Annotated in this window: 16 protein-coding genes and 1 pseudogene; 3 read left to right on the top strand and 14 right to left on the bottom strand. The window is 61.9% G+C overall.

Going from position 1 to position 19,306, the window contains the following annotated elements; translation table 11 throughout:
- Positions 1 to 12: 12 nt before the first annotated feature.
- The 3 genes and pseudogenes from ABY454_RS03175 to ABY454_RS03165 form a co-directional block, all read right to left on the bottom strand.
- Positions 13 to 2,181: a PAS domain-containing sensor histidine kinase gene (locus tag ABY454_RS03175; protein ID WP_372928725.1), complete on the bottom strand. Its 2,169-nt coding sequence runs from the start codon at positions 2,179 to 2,181 to the stop codon at positions 13 to 15.
- A 271-nt stretch (positions 2,182 to 2,452) separates the two neighbouring features.
- Positions 2,453 to 5,104, bottom strand: coding sequence for an aminopeptidase N (gene pepN, locus ABY454_RS03170; protein WP_372928724.1), 2,652 nt, complete (start codon positions 5,102 to 5,104; stop codon positions 2,453 to 2,455).
- A 74-nt stretch (positions 5,105 to 5,178) separates the two neighbouring features.
- A pseudogene (locus ABY454_RS03165) lies at positions 5,179 to 7,467 on the bottom strand (heavy metal translocating P-type ATPase); the annotation flags it as partial.
- Between the two features lie 140 nt (positions 7,468 to 7,607).
- Here ABY454_RS03165 and ABY454_RS03160 point away from each other — a divergent pair.
- On the top strand, positions 7,608 to 8,504 hold the full coding sequence (locus tag ABY454_RS03160) for a c-type cytochrome (protein ID WP_372928723.1): 897 nt from the start codon (positions 7,608 to 7,610) through the stop codon (positions 8,502 to 8,504).
- A gap of 3 nt (positions 8,505 to 8,507) precedes the next feature.
- Here ABY454_RS03160 and ABY454_RS03155 read toward each other — a convergent pair whose 3' ends face one another.
- From ABY454_RS03155 to ABY454_RS03145, 3 genes are read right to left on the bottom strand one after another with little or no spacing between them, the layout of a single operon-like run.
- A complete protein-coding gene (locus ABY454_RS03155; protein ID WP_372928722.1) occupies positions 8,508 to 8,876 on the bottom strand; it encodes a hypothetical protein in 369 nt (122 codons plus the stop codon).
- A 44-nt stretch (positions 8,877 to 8,920) separates the two neighbouring features.
- Complete coding sequence (locus ABY454_RS03150; protein WP_372928721.1) at positions 8,921 to 9,439, bottom strand: hypothetical protein; 519 nt, start codon at positions 9,437 to 9,439, stop codon at positions 8,921 to 8,923.
- 20 nt (positions 9,440 to 9,459) lie between these two features.
- On the bottom strand, positions 9,460 to 10,365 hold the full coding sequence (locus ABY454_RS03145; RefSeq protein ID WP_372928720.1) for an alpha/beta fold hydrolase: 906 nt from the start codon (positions 10,363 to 10,365) through the stop codon (positions 9,460 to 9,462).
- Between the two features lie 136 nt (positions 10,366 to 10,501).
- Here ABY454_RS03145 and ABY454_RS03140 point away from each other — a divergent pair, with 136 nt between their 5' ends.
- Together ABY454_RS03140 and dusA are read left to right on the top strand one after the other, a co-directional pair.
- The gene (locus ABY454_RS03140; protein ID WP_372928719.1) at positions 10,502 to 10,786 is read left to right on the top strand and encodes a winged helix-turn-helix transcriptional regulator; all 285 of its coding nucleotides are present in this window, start codon (positions 10,502 to 10,504) and stop codon (positions 10,784 to 10,786) included.
- A 77-nt stretch (positions 10,787 to 10,863) separates the two neighbouring features.
- Positions 10,864 to 11,862 carry a tRNA dihydrouridine(20/20a) synthase DusA gene (gene dusA, locus ABY454_RS03135; RefSeq protein WP_372928718.1) on the top strand — a complete coding sequence of 333 codons (999 nt, stop codon included), beginning with the start codon at positions 10,864 to 10,866 and terminating at the stop codon, positions 11,860 to 11,862.
- Here dusA and ABY454_RS03130 read toward each other — a convergent pair.
- The 8 genes from ABY454_RS03130 to ABY454_RS03095 all read right to left on the bottom strand — a co-directional run bounded on the left by ABY454_RS03130 (position 11,859) and on the right by ABY454_RS03095 (position 19,277).
- Entirely contained in the window at positions 11,859 to 12,839 is a 981-nt protein-coding gene (locus ABY454_RS03130; RefSeq protein WP_372928717.1) for a TerC family protein, read from the bottom strand. The genes dusA and ABY454_RS03130 overlap by 4 nt on opposite strands.
- A gap of 29 nt (positions 12,840 to 12,868) precedes the next feature.
- A complete protein-coding gene (locus ABY454_RS03125; protein WP_372928716.1) occupies positions 12,869 to 13,789 on the bottom strand; it encodes a LysR substrate-binding domain-containing protein in 921 nt (306 codons plus the stop codon).
- Positions 13,790 to 14,020: 231 nt separating this feature from the next.
- Positions 14,021 to 14,644 (bottom strand): isoprenylcysteine carboxylmethyltransferase family protein, encoded by a 624-nt coding sequence (locus ABY454_RS03120; protein ID WP_372928715.1) that lies wholly within the window; start codon positions 14,642 to 14,644, stop codon positions 14,021 to 14,023.
- 84 nt (positions 14,645 to 14,728) lie between these two features.
- Complete coding sequence (locus ABY454_RS03115) at positions 14,729 to 16,231, bottom strand: phosphomannomutase/phosphoglucomutase (RefSeq protein ID WP_372928714.1); 1,503 nt, start codon at positions 16,229 to 16,231, stop codon at positions 14,729 to 14,731.
- A gap of 73 nt (positions 16,232 to 16,304) precedes the next feature.
- Complete coding sequence (locus ABY454_RS03110) at positions 16,305 to 16,856, bottom strand: TIGR02281 family clan AA aspartic protease (protein ID WP_372928713.1); 552 nt, start codon at positions 16,854 to 16,856, stop codon at positions 16,305 to 16,307.
- 40 nt (positions 16,857 to 16,896) lie between these two features.
- The gene (locus tag ABY454_RS03105) at positions 16,897 to 17,598 is read right to left on the bottom strand and encodes a TIGR02281 family clan AA aspartic protease (RefSeq protein ID WP_372928712.1); all 702 of its coding nucleotides are present in this window, start codon (positions 17,596 to 17,598) and stop codon (positions 16,897 to 16,899) included.
- A complete protein-coding gene (locus ABY454_RS03100) occupies positions 17,595 to 17,801 on the bottom strand; it encodes a DUF1289 domain-containing protein (protein WP_372928711.1) in 207 nt (68 codons plus the stop codon). Before ABY454_RS03100 ends, ABY454_RS03105 begins: the two co-directional genes overlap by 4 nt.
- Before the next feature lie 72 nt (positions 17,802 to 17,873).
- The gene (locus ABY454_RS03095) at positions 17,874 to 19,277 is read right to left on the bottom strand and encodes a sensor histidine kinase (protein WP_372928710.1); all 1,404 of its coding nucleotides are present in this window, start codon (positions 19,275 to 19,277) and stop codon (positions 17,874 to 17,876) included.
- Between the last annotated feature and the right edge of the window lie 29 nt (positions 19,278 to 19,306).

The raw sequence follows: 19,306 nt of genomic DNA, 5'->3' as shown, positions 1-19,306 counted from the left end.
GCGTGGTGGGCTTTAAGCGCTCGCGGCGAGCGGCTCTTCGGGCGCTGGCTTCGCGGCTCGCGAGGGCAGGCAGCAGGTGACTGTCGTGCCTTCGCCTTCGCGGCTCTTGATCTTGAGTGTGCCGCCATGCAGCTCGACCAGCGCGCGGGAGATGGCCAGCCCGAGGCCGCTGCCCTGATGGCTCTTGGAGAACTGGTTCGCAACCTGTGCGAACGGTTTGCCGAGCTTGGCAAGGTCGGCTTCGGCGATACCGATGCCCGTATCCTTTATGACGATCTTCACTTGACCGCGGCCGCGTGAAAGATTGACGTCGATGCGCCCACTGTCGCGGGTGAATTTGACCGCGTTCGACAGGAGATTGAGGAACACCTGCTTGAGCACCCTGCGGTCGGCCTGAATGTTGAGATGGGCAGGGCCATGACGCTCGACCACGATCTCGCGTTCGGCGGCGGCCTGGCTCACGACCTTCATGCTATCCTCGACGATGTCGGCGACGTCCACATCGCCGGCGTCGAGTGTCATGCGCCCGGCCTCGATCTTTGACATGTCGAGAATGTCGTTGATGACCTCAAGCAGGTAGCTGCCGCTTTCGTAAATGTCGCGGGCGTATTCCTGATATTTCGCATGACCGAGCGGGCCGAACAGCGCCTGCTGCATGACCTCCGAGAAGCCGATGACGGCGTTAAGCGGCGTGCGTAACTCGTGGCTGATATTTGCCAGGAATTCGGACTTGGCGCGGTTCGCGGCCTCGGCCCGGTTCTTTTCGAGTGCATATTTCTCGGCCAAGTCGACGAGTTGCTGCTTCTGATGCTCCAGCTCGCGGCGGGACAGCCTGAGCTCGGCGACGCTGGCGCGAAGCTGCTGCTCGCTCTCGGCAAGGCGCGTCTGGCTTTCCTTCAAGACGGTGATGTCGGTGCCGACGCTCACATAGCCGCCATCCCGCGTGCGCCGCTCATTGATATGTAGCCAACGGCCGTCTTCGAGTTGTGCTTCATAGGTCCGGGACTCGTCGGCGTCCTTGCCGGCGACGGCGATACGTTTGGAGACGATAGGTTCGGACGCGGCAGCGATGACGTCGTCATAGGGACTGCCAGGCTGCACCATGTCGTCGGCAAGGCCGTGAAACTGCTGGTACTTGCTGTTGCACATGACCAGCTGGTTCTGATTGTCCCACAGGACAAAGGCTTCCGAGATGGTCTCGACTGCGTCGCGTAGCCGGGCATTGGAATCCGCGGCGCCGGGAAGTGCATCTTGATCGGCGAGCACGGCCATGCCCGTGAGATAAGGCTCTGCATTAGTCTGACGCGTGATGTGACCACGTAGGCGGACCGCGACCCAATGGCCGTCAGCGTGGCGTAGGCGGAAGCATTGGTCGAAAAGATCGATACCCTCGCGTAGGTGCCGGTCGAGCTCGCGGCGCAGATCATCGTCCGGATGCAGGGCCTTGGACAGTTCGCCGAACGGCATGGCATCGCGAAGCGGTTCGACTCCGAGCAAGCGATACATGGGCGCGGACCAGTGCACGTGTCCACGGGCGAGGTTCCAGCGCCAGACACCGCAACCGGGCAGGGCTTCTGTCAGTTCTTCGGCGAGCTGGTCATCCTCCTCGGCGGCCGCGGACGACGGCACCAGATAGAGGAACCCGCCGGCAATCAGGAGCAAGACGAGGCCGGCGCAGACAAGCAGACTGATTTCGATAACGGCGTCGCCCCGCCAATCGGCGAGCGCGCCGCTCACCGGCTGGATGAACGCCAGCTGCGCGTCGGTCTGCGGCACGTTGCGGACGGTGACAATCGCGTCGGTCCCGTCCAGCAGAGTGAGGCGTAGAACGCCCGCGTTGGCGCCCATGATGGTGAGAGGCTGCTGTGGTCCAAGAACAGTGAGAAGGTTGCCCCGGTAGGAGGTGCCGATGGGGGCGCGGGCTTGGATATCGCCCTCCGCGTCGGCGAGAAGCGCCGTGCGCCCATTGCGCGTGGCGCCTTTGGGCAGGCTCGCGGCCAGCGATCCCTGCCAATCGGCGCTCGAACTCAATGTCGCGGGCATGATGTTCCGGGCCGAAACGTCGGCCGTCAAGGCGAGCTCTCGCTCAGCCGACTTGAGGGCTGTGTCCTTGCTGCTGCCGATCTGATAGGCGAAGCCGAAAGCGGCCACGAGGCCGAAACCCACCAAGAGCAAGGGCACGAGCTGCCGCAGGACCTCGGCAGAGGGCAGGTGGCGATCGAGTAGAGCCCGCAGGTCCTGCCATTGTGGCCCCGCGATAGAAAAGACTCCGTCGCCTCGGGCAGAGCGCGCCCGCGCCATTCGGTCCCCCTTGCTTCTCCTGCCTTCGCAGTCTCGGAGAAGTTGCCGCATCTCCGAATCGCTTCCGTCCATGGAATCGAGAACGACCGCATCTGTCTAGAGGAAATCTGTGGAAACCCGGTTAATAAGAGGTTGACAGCCTGTGCGACTCTCAAGCGCCTTCGAGGGTCTTGGAGACGATCTCGAAGCTGTCAATGGAGAGTTTTTGGTCGGAAAGGCTCTCCAAAGCGGCCTTGGCGTGGGCCTGGCGGCCCGGTTCCAGCGTCCGCCAGCTCTCGAAAGCCCCTAAGAGCCGCGCCGCCACATGGGGGTTGAAGCGATCGATCTCCAGGGCCTGGGAGGCCAGCAATCGATAGCCTTCGCCATCGGCGCGGTTGAAGCCGGACGGGTTGGCTTGCGCGAAGGAGCCGATCAGCGCCCGCACGCGGTTGGGGTTCTTGAGCGAGAATTTCGGGTGATTCAGGAGTGCACGCACGGTGTCCACGCAATCGGGCCGGGCGGCGCGCGCCTGCACCGCGAACCATTTGTCGAGGACGAGCGGCTCGTCCTGCCAGCGGCCGTAGAAATCATCGAGCGCCTCGTCGCGCGCCGGAACGTCGAGGTGAGACAGGATCGACAGCGCCATGATGGCGTCCGTCATGTTCGACGCCTCACGGTAGTGGCGCATGGCGCGATCGATCTCTTCAGGCCGTTGCGTCGCCACCAGCAAATCGAGCGTGGCATTCCGCAAGCTACGCGAGCCGGCGCTCTTCGGGTCCGGCGAGAAGGATCCTCGGGGTGCGGTCGTGTCATAGATCTCGGCGAGCGTGTCGCCGATGGTCTCGCCGATCGTGGCGCGCAGTGCATTACGTGCGTCGTGGACGGCGTCCGTATCGACATTGCGCGCAAGTTCGCGGGCGACGTCGGACTCAGCTGGAAGCTTCAGCCCTTCGGCGCGGTAAGCGGGGGCCAACGTCTCGTCGCGGACCGTGGTTGCCAATGATTGAGCGAGGCGGCCTGCCTCCGTGCCCGTCACCGGTGCCGTATCGTGGCCGTTACGCGCCGCGGCGGTCATGAGATTGATGGCGTAGGTCTGTGCGGCCTGCCAGCGATTGAAGGGGTCGCTGTCATGGATCATCAGGAACTCGATCTGGTCCGCATCGAGGCTCGTGGTGAGGCGCACGGGCGCGGAAAAATCGCGCAGGAGCGAAGGCGTCGGCGGCGCCGGGACATCGTGGAACTCGAAGCTCTGCTCCCGCTCGGTGACTTCGAGCAAGCCGTCCGAAAGCGTATCGCCATTCAGCTTCAGCGGCAGCTCATCGCCGTTCGCGCCGATGAGGCCGACCTTCAGCGGAATGTGCATGGGCTCCTTGCTGGTCTGACCCGGCGTCGGCGGCACGACTTGGCTCACGTTCAGCCGTGCGGTCTTGGCGTGTGCGTCGTAGTCGAGCGAGCAGGCGAGCTCCGGCGTGCCGCTTTGCGTGTACCACAGCATGAATTGGCTAAGGTCGCGGCCGGAGGCGTCGGCCATGGCGCCGACAAAGTCTTCGACGGTGGCCGCTTCGCCGTCATGGCGTTCGAAGTAGAGCTCAAGGCCCTTGCGGAAGGTGTCGCGGCCAAGCAGCGTTTGCAGCATGCGGCAAACCTCGGCGCCCTTCTCGTAGACCGTCGATGTGTAGAAGTTGTTGATCTCGATATACGAGCCAGGGCGCACAGGGTGGGCCAGGGGTCCGGCGTCTTCCGGGAACTGATGGCTCTTTAGGAGCCGCGCCGTGATGATGCGCATCACCGGCCCCATGCGGACGTCCTCGGTGAACTCTTGATCGCGGAATACGGTCAAGCCCTCCTTGAGGCAGAGCTGGAACCAGTCGCGGCAGGTCACGCGGTCGCCCGTCCAGTTGTGGAAATACTCGTGCGCGATGACGCTTTCGATCGAGGCGTAATCGGCGTCGCTCGCGGTGTCGGGGCGCGCGAGCACGAGCTTGTCGTTGAAGATATTGAGACCCTTGTTCTCCATCGCGCCCATGTTGAAGTCGCTGACGGCGACGATGTTGAACACGTCGAGATCGTATTCGAGCCCGAAGCGTTCCTCGTCCCAACGCATCGACCGCTTCAACGACTCCATGGCCCAGGCGCAGCGGTCTTCCTTGCCGTGCTCGACATAGATGGCGAGCGCCACCTCACGCCCGGAGGCGGTCTTGAACGTGTCGTGAATCGAGGCAAGGTCGCCGCCCACCAGCGCGAACAGATAGGACGGCTTGGGGAAGGGGTCGTGCCAGACGGCGTAGTGGCGATCGGTCCCTGGAACTCCCCCCTTTTTGACGGGATTGCCATTGGACAGGAGAACCGGCGTGTCGGGGCCGGCTTCGATCCGCACCGTATAGACGGCAAGAATGTCGGGCCGGTCGATGAAATAGGTAATCCGGCGAAAGCCTTCGGGCTCGCACTGAGTGCAATAAGTCCCTTGAGAGCGATAAAGACCGGAGAGTTCCGTATTGGCCTCTGGGTCGCATAGCGTGGTGATTTCGAGGGTGAAGGGTTCGGCCGGCACGTGCGGGATCGTGAGCTTGCCGGCCGATAGCGTGTAGTCGCCGGCCGCGAGCTCTTCGCCATCCAGCACGATCCGCTCAAGGGTCAGGGCCTCACCATCGAGAACCAGCGGCGGCCCGTCCGTCGCGGCCTCAGGGTTGGGGCGCATTTTTAGCGTGGAAACAATGCGCGCGGCCTTTGGTGCAAGGCGGACATCGAGCGTGACGGCGTCGATGAGATAGTCCGGCGGCGCGTAATCCTTCAGGTGCTTCGTTTGGCGGCTGGCATCGTTCATAGGCGGGCGATCCTTTTTGCGTCGCTCTTAGAGGGCGATGGTCCGAATGCCAAGCCCGAAGCACAAATTTGCGATTAGTCGAGTTTGACCTGGCGTAGGCGCAGGGCGTTGCCGACGACTGACACCGACGACAGGCTCATGGCGGCGGCGGCGATGATGGGCGAGAGCACGATCCCGGCGATGGGGTAGAGCACGCCCGCAGCGATCGGCACGCCGATGGCGTTATAGAAGAAGGCGAAGAACAGGTTCTGCTTGATGTTGCGCATGGTGGCGCGGGCGAGCTTGATGCCGCGGACCACGCCGCGCAGATCGCCTTTGAGCAAGGTCAGTCCCGCACTCTCCATGGCGACGTCCGCGCCCGTACCCATGGCGATCCCGACATCCGCCTTGGCCAAGGCTGGCGCATCGTTGATGCCGTCGCCGGCCATGGCGACGACAGCGCCCTTCTTCTGCAAGTTCTCGATCAGAGAGAGCTTCTCTTCGGGTCGCATACCGGCGTGCACTTCGTCGATGCCAAGCTTGGCCGCGACGGCCTTTGCCGTCGTCTCATTGTCGCCGGTCGCCATAACGATGCGAAGCCCGAGCTCGTGCAGCTTACCGATGGCCTCCGCGGCGGTGGCCTTGATAGGATCGGCCACGGCGACGATGCCGGCCAACTTGCCGCTCGCGCCCAAGAACATCACCGTCTCGCCGCCTCGTCGTAGAGCGTCCGCCTTTTGCGCCAGCGCTTGAACGTCGATCCCCGCGCCCTCCATCAGACGCGCATTCCCCAGCAAGACCTCCCGACCGTCCACACGGCCCTTGACGCCTTGACCCGTGATGGATTCGAAATCTTGCGTCTTCTTCAGTTTCAAGCCCTTTGCTTCGGCGCCGCGTAGAATTGCCTCGGCCAGCGGATGCTCGCTGCCTGCTTCGAGCGCCGCGGCGAGGCGCAGCACTTCGTTCTCATCGAACCCCGGTGCAGCATCCACCCCGGTCAAAGTTGGTTTTCCTTCGGTCACGGTCCCCGTCTTGTCCGTGACGAGTGTGTCGACCGCGGCGAGCCGCTCGAGCGCGGCGGCATTGCGCACGAGAACGCCAGCTTGCGCACCGCGGCCCGTGGCCACCATGATGGAAATCGGCGTGGCAAGTCCAAGGGCGCACGGGCAGGCGATGATGAGTACGCTGACGGCGGCGACCAGAGCATGGGCGAGCTGCGGCGCTGGACCAAAGAAGACCCAGACGATAAAGGCGATCACGGCAATGGCGATCACAGTCGGCACGAAGTACCCTGCGACGACATCGGCCAAGGCTTGAATCGGCGCGCGCGAGCGCTGCGCGTCCGCGACCATGCTGACCACTTGCGACAGCGTGGTCTCCGCGCCCGTGCGGTCCACGCGCATGTCGAAAGAGCCCGAGCCGTTGAGCGTTCCGCCGGTCACCGCATCGCCGTCGGCTTTCTCGACCGGTATGGGCTCGCCCGTCAGCATGGACTCATCGACTGCGCTGCGGCCTTCGATCACCGTCCCGTCAATGGGGATATTGTCGCCGGGGCGCACGCGCAGCACGTCGCCAACCTTGACCTCGGCCAGCGGTACGGTCTCGGTCTTGCCGCCTTTCAGCACGCGCAAGGCTGTCTTGGGTGCAAGGTCGAGCAACGCCCGGATGGCGCCGCCCGTCTTCTCGCGGGCGCGCAGCTCCAGCACCTGTCCCACGAGCACCAGCGCCACGATGACGGCGGCGGCCTCGAAATAGACGGGCACCAGGCCATGCGCGTCTTTCATGGACTCCGGGAAGAGGCCGGGGGCGATTGTGGCGATGAGGCTGTAGAGATAGGCGGCGCCCGTACCCATTGCGATTAGGGTGAACATGTTCAGCCAGCCGCTGCGCAGCGATTCAAAGCCGCGCACAAAGAATGGCCAGCCACACCACAAGACCGCGGGGGTTGCCAGCGCCAGCATCAGCCACTGCTCGGCCTTTGGCGATATGAAGGGCAAGAGCCGGATGCCGAAGACATGCGCGCTCATGTCGACGGCGAAGATGATCAGCGATAGCGGGAGAGCCACCCAGAGCCGCCGGGTGAAGTCGATCAGCTCCTCGTTCGGTACGTCCTCAGGCAGGGCTCCCATCGGCTCCAGAGCCATGCCGCAGATCGGGCAGGGGCCTGGGCCTTCCTGCACAATCTCCGGATGCATCGGGCAGGTATAGAGCGTGCCAGGCGGTGCGGGCTCCGGCTCGTCCTGCTTGTTCAGATAGCGCTCGGGACTTGCGGAAAATTTCGCCTGACAACCGGATGAACAGAAGTGATAGGTGTGCCCCTGGTAGTCATGTGTGGGCTTCCCCACATGCGTGTCGACGGTCATTCCGCAGACGGGGTCGACGGCGAGAGGGGCTTTTCCGGATGCGGCTTCTGTCATGCTTTCAAGACCATGAGGGCTCAAGGTTCATATAGTGATTCATGCCGCATGGCGCAGCGCCACGTAGCATAGTCTAAAGACCATGCCGTTTTTGGGAGGCCTTTCAGTTGCGGACGCTTGCCATCGATACCTGCATCGCGCTTGCGACGCTCCTCGTATTTTGCGTGGGATACATTCTTTGGGACAGTGACGCCAACTACTACCAGGTCGATGTTTCCACGCTCGGTCCGGGCCCGCAGAACGATCTCATCCGCTATGGACACGCTCTCGTTGTAGACACGCCCCGCTACATCGGCAGCGGTGCGCAGGGTCCGGCCATGGCCTATGCGGGGAACGATCTCGCCTGCAAGAGCTGTCATCTCAAGGCGGGCCTGCAACCCTTCGCCGCCCCCTTCGTCTCCACGGCAGCGACCTTTCCGATGCTGGTCAACAACAAAGTGCTGACCCTGCCGGAGCGCATCAATTCCTGCGTCGAACTTGGGTTGAATGGGCGCCCATTGCCCGACGTCAGCCGCGAGATGGCGGCGCTCATCGCCTATATCGAATTCGTCGGCAAGGATACGCCCGAAGGTGTGCGCTTGCCGGGTAGCGGGCTGATGCCGGTAAAGCTGCCGACCGAGCCGCCGGATTCGCGCCGCGGCATCGGTGTCTTTGCTCAGCATTGCACGGCGTGTCACGGCGAGAACGGTCAGGGGCAACCGAAAGTCAGCCCGGAGGTCGGATATTACGTTCCGCCGCTGTGGGGCGAGGGCAGCTTCAACGCGGCCGCCGGTATGGGGCAGATCGCCTACGCGGCATCGTTCATCCGCGCCAACATGCCCGTGGGCACGGACTACCAGTCGCCCGCGCTGACGGTGCAGGAGGCGTGGGATGTTGCGGCCTATGTGATCTCAAACCCGCACCCCGTCGCAGCGCCTGAACCTCCGCCTGAGCCTGACCCGGAAGCCGAACTCGACCTTGAGGTCGAGGCGGACGCGGCGACTGGTCAAGCGGCTAGCCCCTGAGCGTCATGCTTGGTGTTTGCGGTCCAGAAGGTATGACGTCAGGGTGAGCACGAAGCCGAACCCGACAATACCAAGCAGCACGAGAAACAGCGGGTCGTTCGTCATCCAATAGAACGCGGCGAGGCAGGCCAGGAAGAACGTGCGCACGACGAGCGTAGTCGGATACAGCGCCTCAGAGCGCGTATAGATGATTGCAACGATGACCATGCCGAGCCCCGCCAGGAGCATGCCGGCAACTCGCGGAAATACAGTCCCGTAGTCTCCGGTCGCGAAGAACAGCTTCAGGCCTTCCGCCGGGAAGAATAAAAGAACGAAACCGCCTAGGAGAAGGTAGGTGCATAGGTAGTAGAGACTTATGTGTGTCCGGTTCATCTGACCGTCTCCCTTGCCTTCTTATGATGCACGACGAGTCGTCTCTATGCCGCCGAGCCGTGCGCCGTTGCAGTGCCTCTCCACCTGAGTAGGTAGGCAAAAATCATCACATGAACGACCACCATGGCCGGAACGTTGAGGACAGCGAGATAGTATGAAGCTCCGAGCTGGGCCGGATCGACATGGTTCTTGAATGTCGCGATGTTCGCGTAGATCAGATCGAGCAGCCCCACCGTGTTAAACAGCCAAAGCATCGGCAGCGCGAGAGCGCTCTCACCGCGAACGCAAGCCAGTGCAAGAAGCGCGAGAACGACCGCGGTAAGATCGCCATAAGCCGTCGGTACGGCGAAAGCGCTCGGCAGATCCGGCGATACCAGACCTGGCATCAAAAACATCAATCCGTTGATGCGTAAACAGGCGTAGAGGAGCAGCGGCGTGAGAGCGAGCTTGGCGCTGCGGTCTTTGATGCTCGGCCAGACGTACCACTTGCCGATGAGCGTGAAGACAAGGAATGCGACGGCGTAGCTAATGAAGAAATGAACATGGTTCGCGGTGATCTCCATGCTGATCTCCTTCGGTCGGTTTAGGCGCTCCGCCGTGCGGGTGCGTTGTCGTTCGAGCCGGCGGTCTTCAAAACAATCCGCGCGATCTCCTCGGGACTCTCCAGCGCGGAGAAATGACCGGTTTCATTGAGCATGATCCGGCCATTGCCGGGGATGCGCTTCGCCGTCTCGGCGCGGTCTTCCGCGCGCGACCAGTCGTCGTCGCCATAGACGAGCGTGACGGGCACGGTGATGCGCGAATAGATTTCCTTTGCTGCGACGAAGCTCGGCAGCGCCTTGAAGTAGTCTGTATCGGCGATGGAGTAGCCCGCTCGCTTACCGCTTCTGAGCTGTTCGAGGACAAAATCCTTCGGCAGTTTTTTGGAGTCGTGGAAGCCGCCGCCCATGATGCCGCCGAGAACAGGGGGATTTGCGAGTATCGAGAACAGACGCCCCGCAACGGGAATTCGCATAGCTTTGACGATGACGTTGGCTAACAAGTTCGCGCGCTCAACGCCTTCCGGGTAGTCGTACGTATTGAGGGCGATGACTTGGCGGATGCGGTCGGGCAATTCGGTGGAGGCGGTCAAGGCGAGGGTAGCGCCGATGGACTCGCCGACGAGCGTCACGTCCTCGAGGTTAAGCTTCGTCACGAACTCGGCGACGGCGCGTCGGAGTGCCGGTTCCTCGTAGCTTGCTCCGGGCTTGATGTCGGACCAGCCCAGCGCCGGAAGATCGAGCGCGTAGATGGTGAAGCGGTTTTTGAGCAGGGGGATCAGGCGCTGGAAATAGTCCAGCTGGGTCCTGAGGGTATGCAGCAGAACCAGCTTTGGTCCCGTGCCGGTCTTCAGGTAGCGGAGACGCGTCCCGTCTTTGAGCGTAACGAAATCGATTTCTCCGTCCGAACTCCAAGTTCTCGTATAGCGGTTAGCGTCTTGATCGGGCATCGAACCATCCTTCCGTTGACTACGCCTCCTAGCTATGTGCTTTGTAGTCACTTGTCAATATGTAGACACTTGACATTGTCAAGTTGAGTGCTATGTGACTGTTATGGCTAGTGGATACCGAATCGAAGAATGCCCCGTGGCGCGGGCGTTGGACGTCGTGGGCGAGAAATGGTCGCTGCTGATCCTGCGCGATCTGTTCCGCAAAGGGCCTTTGCGGTTTCAGGCACTCGAGCAGAGCCTGCTCGGCATCGCCCCCAACACGCTGTCGGCGCGGCTGAAGTCTCTAGAGGCTCACGGGGTCGTCGAGACGCGGCTCTACGAAAATCATCCCCCGCGCTACGAGTACCTTTTAACTGACAAAGGGCGGGCCCTAAGTCCGGTGCTCAAGGCGCTGTACACTTGGGGTGAGAGCCACAGCTAACCGGCGTGGCGGTACCTTGCGCGTGCTGGCGGCCGGCGCCATGTTCAAATATCGAATCTCGACGAGAGCCTAAGTCCTTGAAACCAGACTCCCACCGTTTCTGTGTCGCACCCATGATGGAGTGGACCGACCGGCATTGCCGCAGCTTGCTGCGGCTGATTTCGGCGCGTGCGTTTCTCTACACGGAGATGATGACGGCGGAGGCCGTGCTCTATGGCGACCGGGAGCGCGTGCTGGGCTTCGATGCGGCGGAGCATCCGGTCGGGCTCCAGCTTGGCGGCAGCGATCCGGCCAAGCTTGCCGAGGCGGCGCGGATCGGTGCCTATTGGGGCTATGACGAAATCAATCTGAACATCGGTTGTCCGTCCGACCGGGTGCAGTCCGGGCGCTTCGGTGCGTGCCTGATGGCAGAGCCGGCGCTGGTCGCGGACTGCGTCAAGGCCATGGTGGACGCAGTGCCTTTACCCGTCACCGTGAAATGCCGGATCGGCATCGACGACCAGGATGCCGAGGAGAGCCTCGATGGCTTCATCGACACGGTCGCGGATGCCGGATGCTCAACCTTTGTCGTCCATGCGCGGAAGGCTTGGCTTCAAGGTTTGAGCCCGAAGGAAAACCGCGACGTGCCGCCGCTGGAATACGACCGTGTACACCGGCTGAAAGCGCGCCGGCCCGACCTTGAGCTTGTTCTCAATGGCGGCCTTGCTTCGCTTGCGGAAACCGAACCGCACCTTGCACAACTCGACGGTGTGATGCTGGGGCGCGCGGCCTATGCGGATCCTTATCTCCTGGCAGACGTGGACCGGGCGATCTACGGTCTGGATCAGCCGCCGCTATCGCGCGCGGAGGTTCTCAATCGCTTTATGGTCTATGTGCGGCGCGAGCTAAACAAAGGCGTGCGGCTCAATGCCATGACCCGCCATGTCCTCGGGTTGTTCCACGGGCAGCCGCGCGCGCGCGCCTTCCGCCGTCACATCGCGGAGAATGCGCATCTGGACGGCGCAGGGATTGAGGTGCTCGAGCAAGCCCGAGACGTCGTGCTGGGCCACGCGGGCGGCAGGTCTGCGGCCGCCTAAGAATTTATTGGTGCTGCTCGTTGCGTGCGCCACAGTGAATAGACGATACCGCCGCCAATCAACGCCAACGTCACGCCAAGGGAAATGGTGGTGGGGAATTTCTCCCACCCCGCCATATCGGCCACGAAGATCTTGCTGCCGATGAACACCAGTACCATGGCGAGGGCCGGCTTGAGATAGGTGAACCTGTCGATCACCGCGGCGAGCGCGAAGTAGAGCGCGCGCAGACCCAAGATCGCGAAGATATTCGACGTGTAGACGATGAACGGGTCCGTTGTGATGGCGAAGATGGCCGGCACGCTGTCGACTGCGAAGATCAGGTCGACGATCTCGATGAGGATCATGGCGATGAACAGAGGTGTGACCCAGGTGACAACCTTGCTCGTCTTGGGATGCGCGCGCCGGATGAAGAAGCGCTGCCCATGAAGCTCCGGCGTGATGCGGAAGATGCGCCGCATCAGCTTGAGTGCGCGATTGTCCTCGATGGACGGCATATCGTCGCCCGGGAGCAGCATCTTGATTCCCGTGAAGATCAAGAGCAGCGCGAAGAGGTAGAGGATCCAGTGGAAATTTGCGACCAAGACGGCGCCAACCCCAATAACGATGCCGCGCAGCAAAATGACCCCAAGAATGCCCCAGAACAGAACCCGGTGCTGATAGAGGCGGGGGATGCCGAAATAGGAGAAGACAAGCGAGATGACAAAGATGTTGTCCATGGACAACGTCTTCTCGACGATAAAGCCGGTGAGATATTCTCTGCCGCTGACGGCGCCGAGATTGGCCCAGACCCAGGCGCCGAAACCAAGACCGATGGTGATATAGAAGGCGCTTAGGATCAGGCTTTCCCTGACGCCGATCTCTCGCGCTTTGCGGTGAAATACTCCGAGGTCAAGCGCCAGAAGTGCGACGACGATGCTCATGAAAAGCACCCACATCCACAGGGGCTTTCCCATGACCACTTCGTGGACGACTTCCATTAAGACCCCCAAAAATACCTGCTAGTCGATCAGGACCCGGCGCGCGGCTCCGCAAACTCGTTCGCGACGGTCTCGCGAAAGAGACTAGCAAGTTGTTCAAAATTGGGCTGGGGGGTCTTCGTCTTCCTCCAAAGCATGCCAATCGAGCGTTTGAGGCCGCGGCGTCCGACGTCGAATGTCTTGAAGCGGGGGTCCTTGCTCACGACACTGCGGACATAGAGGCCCGGCATGAGACTGACACCGAGACCGGTCGCCATCATCTCGCGCAAGGTGTCGAGGCTGGTCCCCTCGTAGTCGAAGCGGATATTCGCGCCCGACTCCGCGGCAAGATTCACCACTAGGTCGCGGAGTTGGTGTCCTGGGCCGAGAGCCAGGAGGTCGACGCCTTCCAGATCCTGCGCGCTGATGCTGTCGCGTCCAGCAAGCGCGTGATCGAGAGGCACGGCAAGGTATAGCGGTTCTTCGAACAGAACCGCTTCCTTCAGGCCGTTCTGGGTGACCGGTAGCGGAGCCACGATGACGTCGTGACGTCCTTCAGCCAGTTCGCGGGGAAGCACATGCGGCAGCTCCTCCCGAACATAGAGCTTGAGCTGCGGATAGACGGCGTGGAGTTGGGGCGCCACGCGCGGCAGCAGATAAGGGCCAATCGTCGAGGGCAGACCAAGGCGGACCACGCCGCTCATGGCCGAGCCGGCATAGCCGGTCACGTCTTGGATGCGCTGAGCGTCCCGCAACATGCGGCGGGCGATCTCGACGACTTCGAAACCAAGCGGCGTGACCACCACGTTCGAACGCGAGCGCTCCACAAGCTGTACCCCGAGACGCTGCTCTAGGGTCTTCAGTTGCTCGCTCAAAGTTGGCTGGGTGACATGGACACGCTCCGCGGCGCGGCCGAAATGGCGGATATCGGCCACGGCGACGAGATACTCCAGCTGTCTCAGCGTCGGCACGGCACTTTCTCCCTATCTTCTTATTATTACAAAATCATATAGGGTGCCGATAGAGCAGCACAATATACATAGGTAAATCTTATCAAAAAAAGAGGGAATTTCCTTTTGAGATCGGGTGCGATTGGCGGACCAGTCCTATCAATCAGAAACGCGCCATAATCAGAGGCGCGCGGGCCGAAACGCTCTTCGCGAGCCCGATCTCATAGGGGAAACGAGAGTAGGCGGTTGCCGTCAGCCTGTGCGGCGGGACGGTTGCCTCTTGTCGATCAGGGTGAGCACAAAGCCCTGAACGTCGAAGAAGCGGGCGGTGCGCTCGCGGTATTCCGCGTAGGACGCGCCGTAATGGTCGGCGAGCCAGGCTTCCTCGGTTAGCGCCATCAGCACATATACGCAGCTCGCCGAGAAGGCCAAGGGAACGGTCAGCCAGGAGTCGGCGATGATCACCGTTCCAATAAGGCCCAGAATGGACGATGCGGATTGCGGATTGCGGCTGAAGCGGTAAAGGCCATGGCTCACTAGGCCGTCGGCACCGCAATAGGTGTTGCCGAGGCCGAGGTTGAAGTAACCAAGGACAGTGATACCGAAGCCAACAAGGAACAGCGGCAGGCCGATGATGAGCCGACTGAGATCGACGAGACCTGCGCTATTCCAATCCAATATCGCGACGACAAAGGTCAGAACCATGCCGGCGCGGAACAGTCCCCAAAATGTCAGGCTTTGCCAGCTTCCGGGCTCGGGTGTCGGCCAGATGCGGAAGGGTGGCGCGAAGAGGGTGCGAAGCAGCAGGAAGTTGAGCGTGATGCCGACAACAAGGCCTGCTGCAAAGACGGCGTGTGTGTAACCGATGTCGATCATATCAGGCGGGCAAACAAGCAGAGTCGGATTGCAGATTTGCGACAGGCTTCTGACAGTTCTGTTGCGTTGTTGCGTGCCGTTTTTCTAGATCTTTTGATTGTACTCCCCGACCTCGGGCTGCTTCGCGAGCTCCTTGTCGATCTCAGTGAAGATGGCGCGCATGTTTTCTTCCGAGGTCGGGCTTTCAACCACGACCACGAGTTCCGGCTTGTTGGATGAGGCCCGCACCAAACCCCAAGTGCCGTCATCGAGGACGATCCGAACGCCGTTCACGGTGATGAGTTCGCGGATGTTCTGTCCGGCGAGCTTGCCACCCTTCGCTGCGACGTCTTCGAAATGCTTCACCACGCGATCGACGACGCCGTACTTTTCCTCGTCGGCGCAGTGAGGCGACATCGTGGGCGACTGCCACGTGCGCGGCAGCGCATCTTTCAAATCGGCGAGAGTTTTGTCTGGGTTGCGATCGAGCATGTCGAGCACCGCGAACGCAGCGACCAAGCCGTCATCATAACCCCGGCCGAGGGGCGGATTGAAGAAGAAATGGCCTGATTTCTCGAAGCCAACCAAGGCTCCGGTCTCGTGGCTGTATCGCTTGATATAGGAGTGGCCAGTTTTCCAATAGGCCGTCTTAGCGCCGTGCGACTTCAGCACGGGATCGGTTTCGAAGAGGCCTGTGGACTTCACGTCGACCACGAAATGCGCGTCCTTATTGAGCGCGGCGATGTCGCGGGCAAGCATGACGCCGACCTTGTCGGCGAAGATCGCCTCACCATTATTGTCCACGACCCCGCAGCGGTCGCCATCGCCATCGAATACGAGCCCGAGGTCTGCTTTGTGCTCGCGCACGGCGTCGCGCGTGGCGTCGAGCATGGCGAGATCTTCCGGATTGGGATTGTGCGCCGGGAAGGTGTAGTCGAGCTTGCAATTGAGCGGAATGACTTCGCAGCCAAGCTCGGCGAGAACGTGCGGTGCAAAGGCGGCGGCCGTGCCATTGCCGCAGGATACGACGACCTTCAGGCGCCGCTTAATCTTGCCGTGCTTGAGCAAGTCCGCCATGTAGCGTTCGGCCATGTCGGGCAGGTAGATGTAACGCGCGCCGTCTTGATAGGGCGCGTACTTGGCCTGCATCACGATCTCCTTTAGCGCCGTCATGTCGTCGGGAGAAAACGTGAGCGGGCGGTCCATGCCCATCTTGATTCCGGTCCAGCCATTGTCGTTGTGGCTGGCGGTCACCATGGCGACGCCTTCGACGTCGAGATCGAACTGCGCGAAATAGGCCATGGGTGAGAGCGCTAGGCCGATATCGTGGACCTCGGCGCCACCGGCGAGAAAGCCGGTGATTAACGCCGCCTTGATCGCCGATGAGTAGGAGCGGAAGTCGTGGCCGACCACGATGCGGACCGGCACACCGCGCTCGCGCATCAGTGTGGTCAGCCCAAGCCCGACCGCTTCCATGCCAAGCAGATTAATTTCTTGCGGGTAGAGCCAGCGCGCGTCGTATTCGCGGAACCCAGTCGCCTTGACCTGAGGGAGACGTTCGAACTCCGCCGTGTTCGGAACGAGATCTTGCCGCGGCTTAGGAAACATTGGCACTCCATGGATCGTCGTGAGGGAGGATTCCCTCTCGAGTTATCATCTTTGAGATGAAATGTAAGCGGGCCTATTGACTAAGGACGAGTTCGTCGCCGCGAACCTGGAAGCTGTTGAGGCGGCCCAAGAAGGTCATACCCAACAGGTTGGTTGTAAGAGCGCCCTTATCGGCCACCGCGGCGCGAACGTCCCGCACTGTGATGTCGCCGGCGCGAACCCGGTCGAGCATGATCGGCGCGACGCGGGCTATGCCGTTGGCGGTCTCGACGCGGGCGCTGAAATTCAGGCTGTGGGGCGAGAGGCCGACATGCCTGGCGTCTTCATAGGTCAGCGCGACGATGGTGGCGCCGGTATCGGCCATGAAGGTGATCGGGCGATCGTTGACCGCGCCTTCGAACACGAAATGGCCCTGGCCATCGCCTTTGAGGTGAACCTCGCCAGAAAACCCACCTGATTGCTGCTGCTCAGCCTTGGTGAGTGTGGCCATGGCTGGGGCGCGCTCGGTCTGCGGTCCGAGGGCCGATTTCAGATCGTCGAAGAAGTAGACGCCAATCGCCACGGCCAGGAGGCCGGCAGTCCATAGGACGCCTTCTTGCAGCAGATGTTTCGTGGCCAGTCGCACGGCGCTTCACTCCCGAACCCGGCGGTTTTCGTGGAGTTGCTCAACCTCTCAGGGTCAGGAAATCGCCGGAGAACTCATAGGAGCGGAGGCGGCTTAAGAAACTCATACCGAGCAGGCTTTGGGTCAGAGCGCCGGGCTGGGCGATCAGCGCCTCCACCTTGGTGCGGTCGAGGGGGCCGATGGCGACCTCGTTCAGGCGCACCCGCGCGGCCACGGTGCGGCCATTGGCTGTCAGAACGGGAATGCGATAGGTGAGCTTATCGGGGTCGAAACCAGCCTTCTTGGCATCCTCGGGGGTGAGCACGATGGACGTGGCGCCGGTGTCGACGATCATGGAGATCGTCTTGCCGTTCACGTCCACCGAGGCGGTGAAGTGCCCGTCGAGGCGGCGCCTGATTTTGACCTCGGTCAGCCCGCCCGCGCTCGTCTCGACCGTCATAGCCGTTCCGGGCAGGAGCTCGCCCACGACGCGTGCGGCAATGGGTGTCAACTGATCCTTGTAGGCATAGAGCGTGACCAGCCCGAGCCCGAGCGCCAGCCAGGTCACCGCATCGCGGACCATCGCGCTCGCCCCGCCCGCGTAGCGTGTCATGAGGCCCCCGGCCACATAGACCAGGAGCGCGAGGAGGAAAGCCATATAGCCGAAGGTCGTGGCATCGAGCCCCGCGATCATGCCGCTGTCGTTGCCCACGAGCATCATGGCGCCAAGGGCAAGGATGAACAGGGCGAGCCAAGTGGTCATGTGCTAGAGCCTTCCGCGTCGGCGAGGCGCTCCAGGAGCTTAAGCCGATCCGGCAAGATAGCCATGACGGCCCGGCGCTGGTCGGCGCCCATGGTCGCCCATTCTGCAATCTCGGCGCCGGAACGCCCGCAGCCCACGCATAGGCCCAACTTCTCGTCCAGCAAGCACACATTCACGCACGGCGTTTCCAAGGGGTCCCCCAAGGCCAGATGTCCATGCAATCTATGTAGGCAGTCAGGCGAGACAGGGCAATTGCCCGCGCGGCAGGGCCTAGCTCACGCAGCGCTCGATGGCGGGCGCCAGGGCACTTGTGGATCTTCGGGCGGTTCCTCGCCGGGCTCGGTGAGGCGGGGCAGGGCCTCCATGGCGCGGCTTCGCGGGAAGGAGACGATCACTTCGGTGCCATAGCGGAGCTTGCTCTTGAGCTCGAAATTGCCGTCATGTAGGTCGGTCAGCCCCTTGGTGATAGGAAGGCCAAGGCCGGTTCCGCCTTCGGCCGTCTGATGGGCCAGCGATCCTTGACCGAAGCTCCGGAGCACGCGGGGGATTTCGTCTTCCGGGATGCCGGGACCCGTATCCTTCACGCTCAACATTTGGCCGCCATGCTTCGTGCGCGTGATCTTTAGGGTGACGGTCCCGCCAGTTGGCGTGAACTTGATGGCGTTCGACAAGAGATTGAGGCAGATCTGCCGGACGGCGCGTTCGTCGGCCCAGAGCCTCGGCATATTGTCATCGAACGCTTCGACGATTTTGAGTCCCTTGTTCTCCGCACGAACGCGCATCAAGCGGTGACAATCCTCAACGATGTCGATGAGTTTGATAGGAGTCTCGTTCAACTCGTAGCGGCCCGCTTCGATGCGGCTGATATCGAGGATCTCATTGATGAGCGTAAGCAGATGCTGGCCGCTCTCATGAATGTCCTTGGCATACTCTTTGTAAGTCGGGTTGGCGTGCGGGCCCAAAATCTCGCCGCGCATGATCTCTGAAAAGCCGAGAATGGCGTTGAGCGGCGTGCGCAATTCGTGGCTCATCGTGGCAAGGAAGCGCGACTTGGCGAGATTGGCTTCTTCGGCGCGCATGCGCGCATCGTCCGAAATCGACTTGGACTGCTCCAGCTCGGCGATCAGGGCGTCCTTCTCTGCGCGGTATTCGAGCATGGCCATGACGGTTCTGCTGAACCCGTTCATGAGCCAGACGAAGTAGATGTGCACGCCGATCGCCATGGCGGCCATCGCCCAATAGAACGGATTGTCCAGCAGCGCGAAGCGAATGACGATGGCGATCGTCATGGGCAAGGTGCCGGCGTAGACGACGGGCGTCACCGTCGACGCGAACAGCATGCGCATCGAGATGACCACGAGGAGCGAGGCGAAGATGAAGGTGTGCGCCGCCTCTGCTTGGGTCTCGGGGCTGATAAAGGCGACCGATGCCCAGGTTACGCCATAGAGGAATTCCGCAGCCGCAATCTTGGCGCGCCATCCAGGCGTCGCTTCGTCGTCGCGGGGTGCCCGCACGAACTGCCGGCAAATGGCGATGAGAATGCCTTTGGCCACGAACACGGCGGCAAGCCAAAGCAGAAGACTTTGTGCCGGCGCCCAGAACATGGCGCCCATGGCAACGATGATTGCCAGCAGCGGCGTCGTCACGGCGGCTGACAGCTCGTTCTTCACGAACATCATCAGGAGCTCGTAATCGAACTCCGGCTTGT

The sequence above is a fragment of the Methyloceanibacter sp. genome (genome assembly GCF_041573655.1).
Classification (GTDB): Bacteria; Pseudomonadota; Alphaproteobacteria; order Rhizobiales; family Methyloligellaceae; genus Methyloceanibacter.
This window is presented reverse-complemented; position numbering and strand designations above follow the sequence as displayed.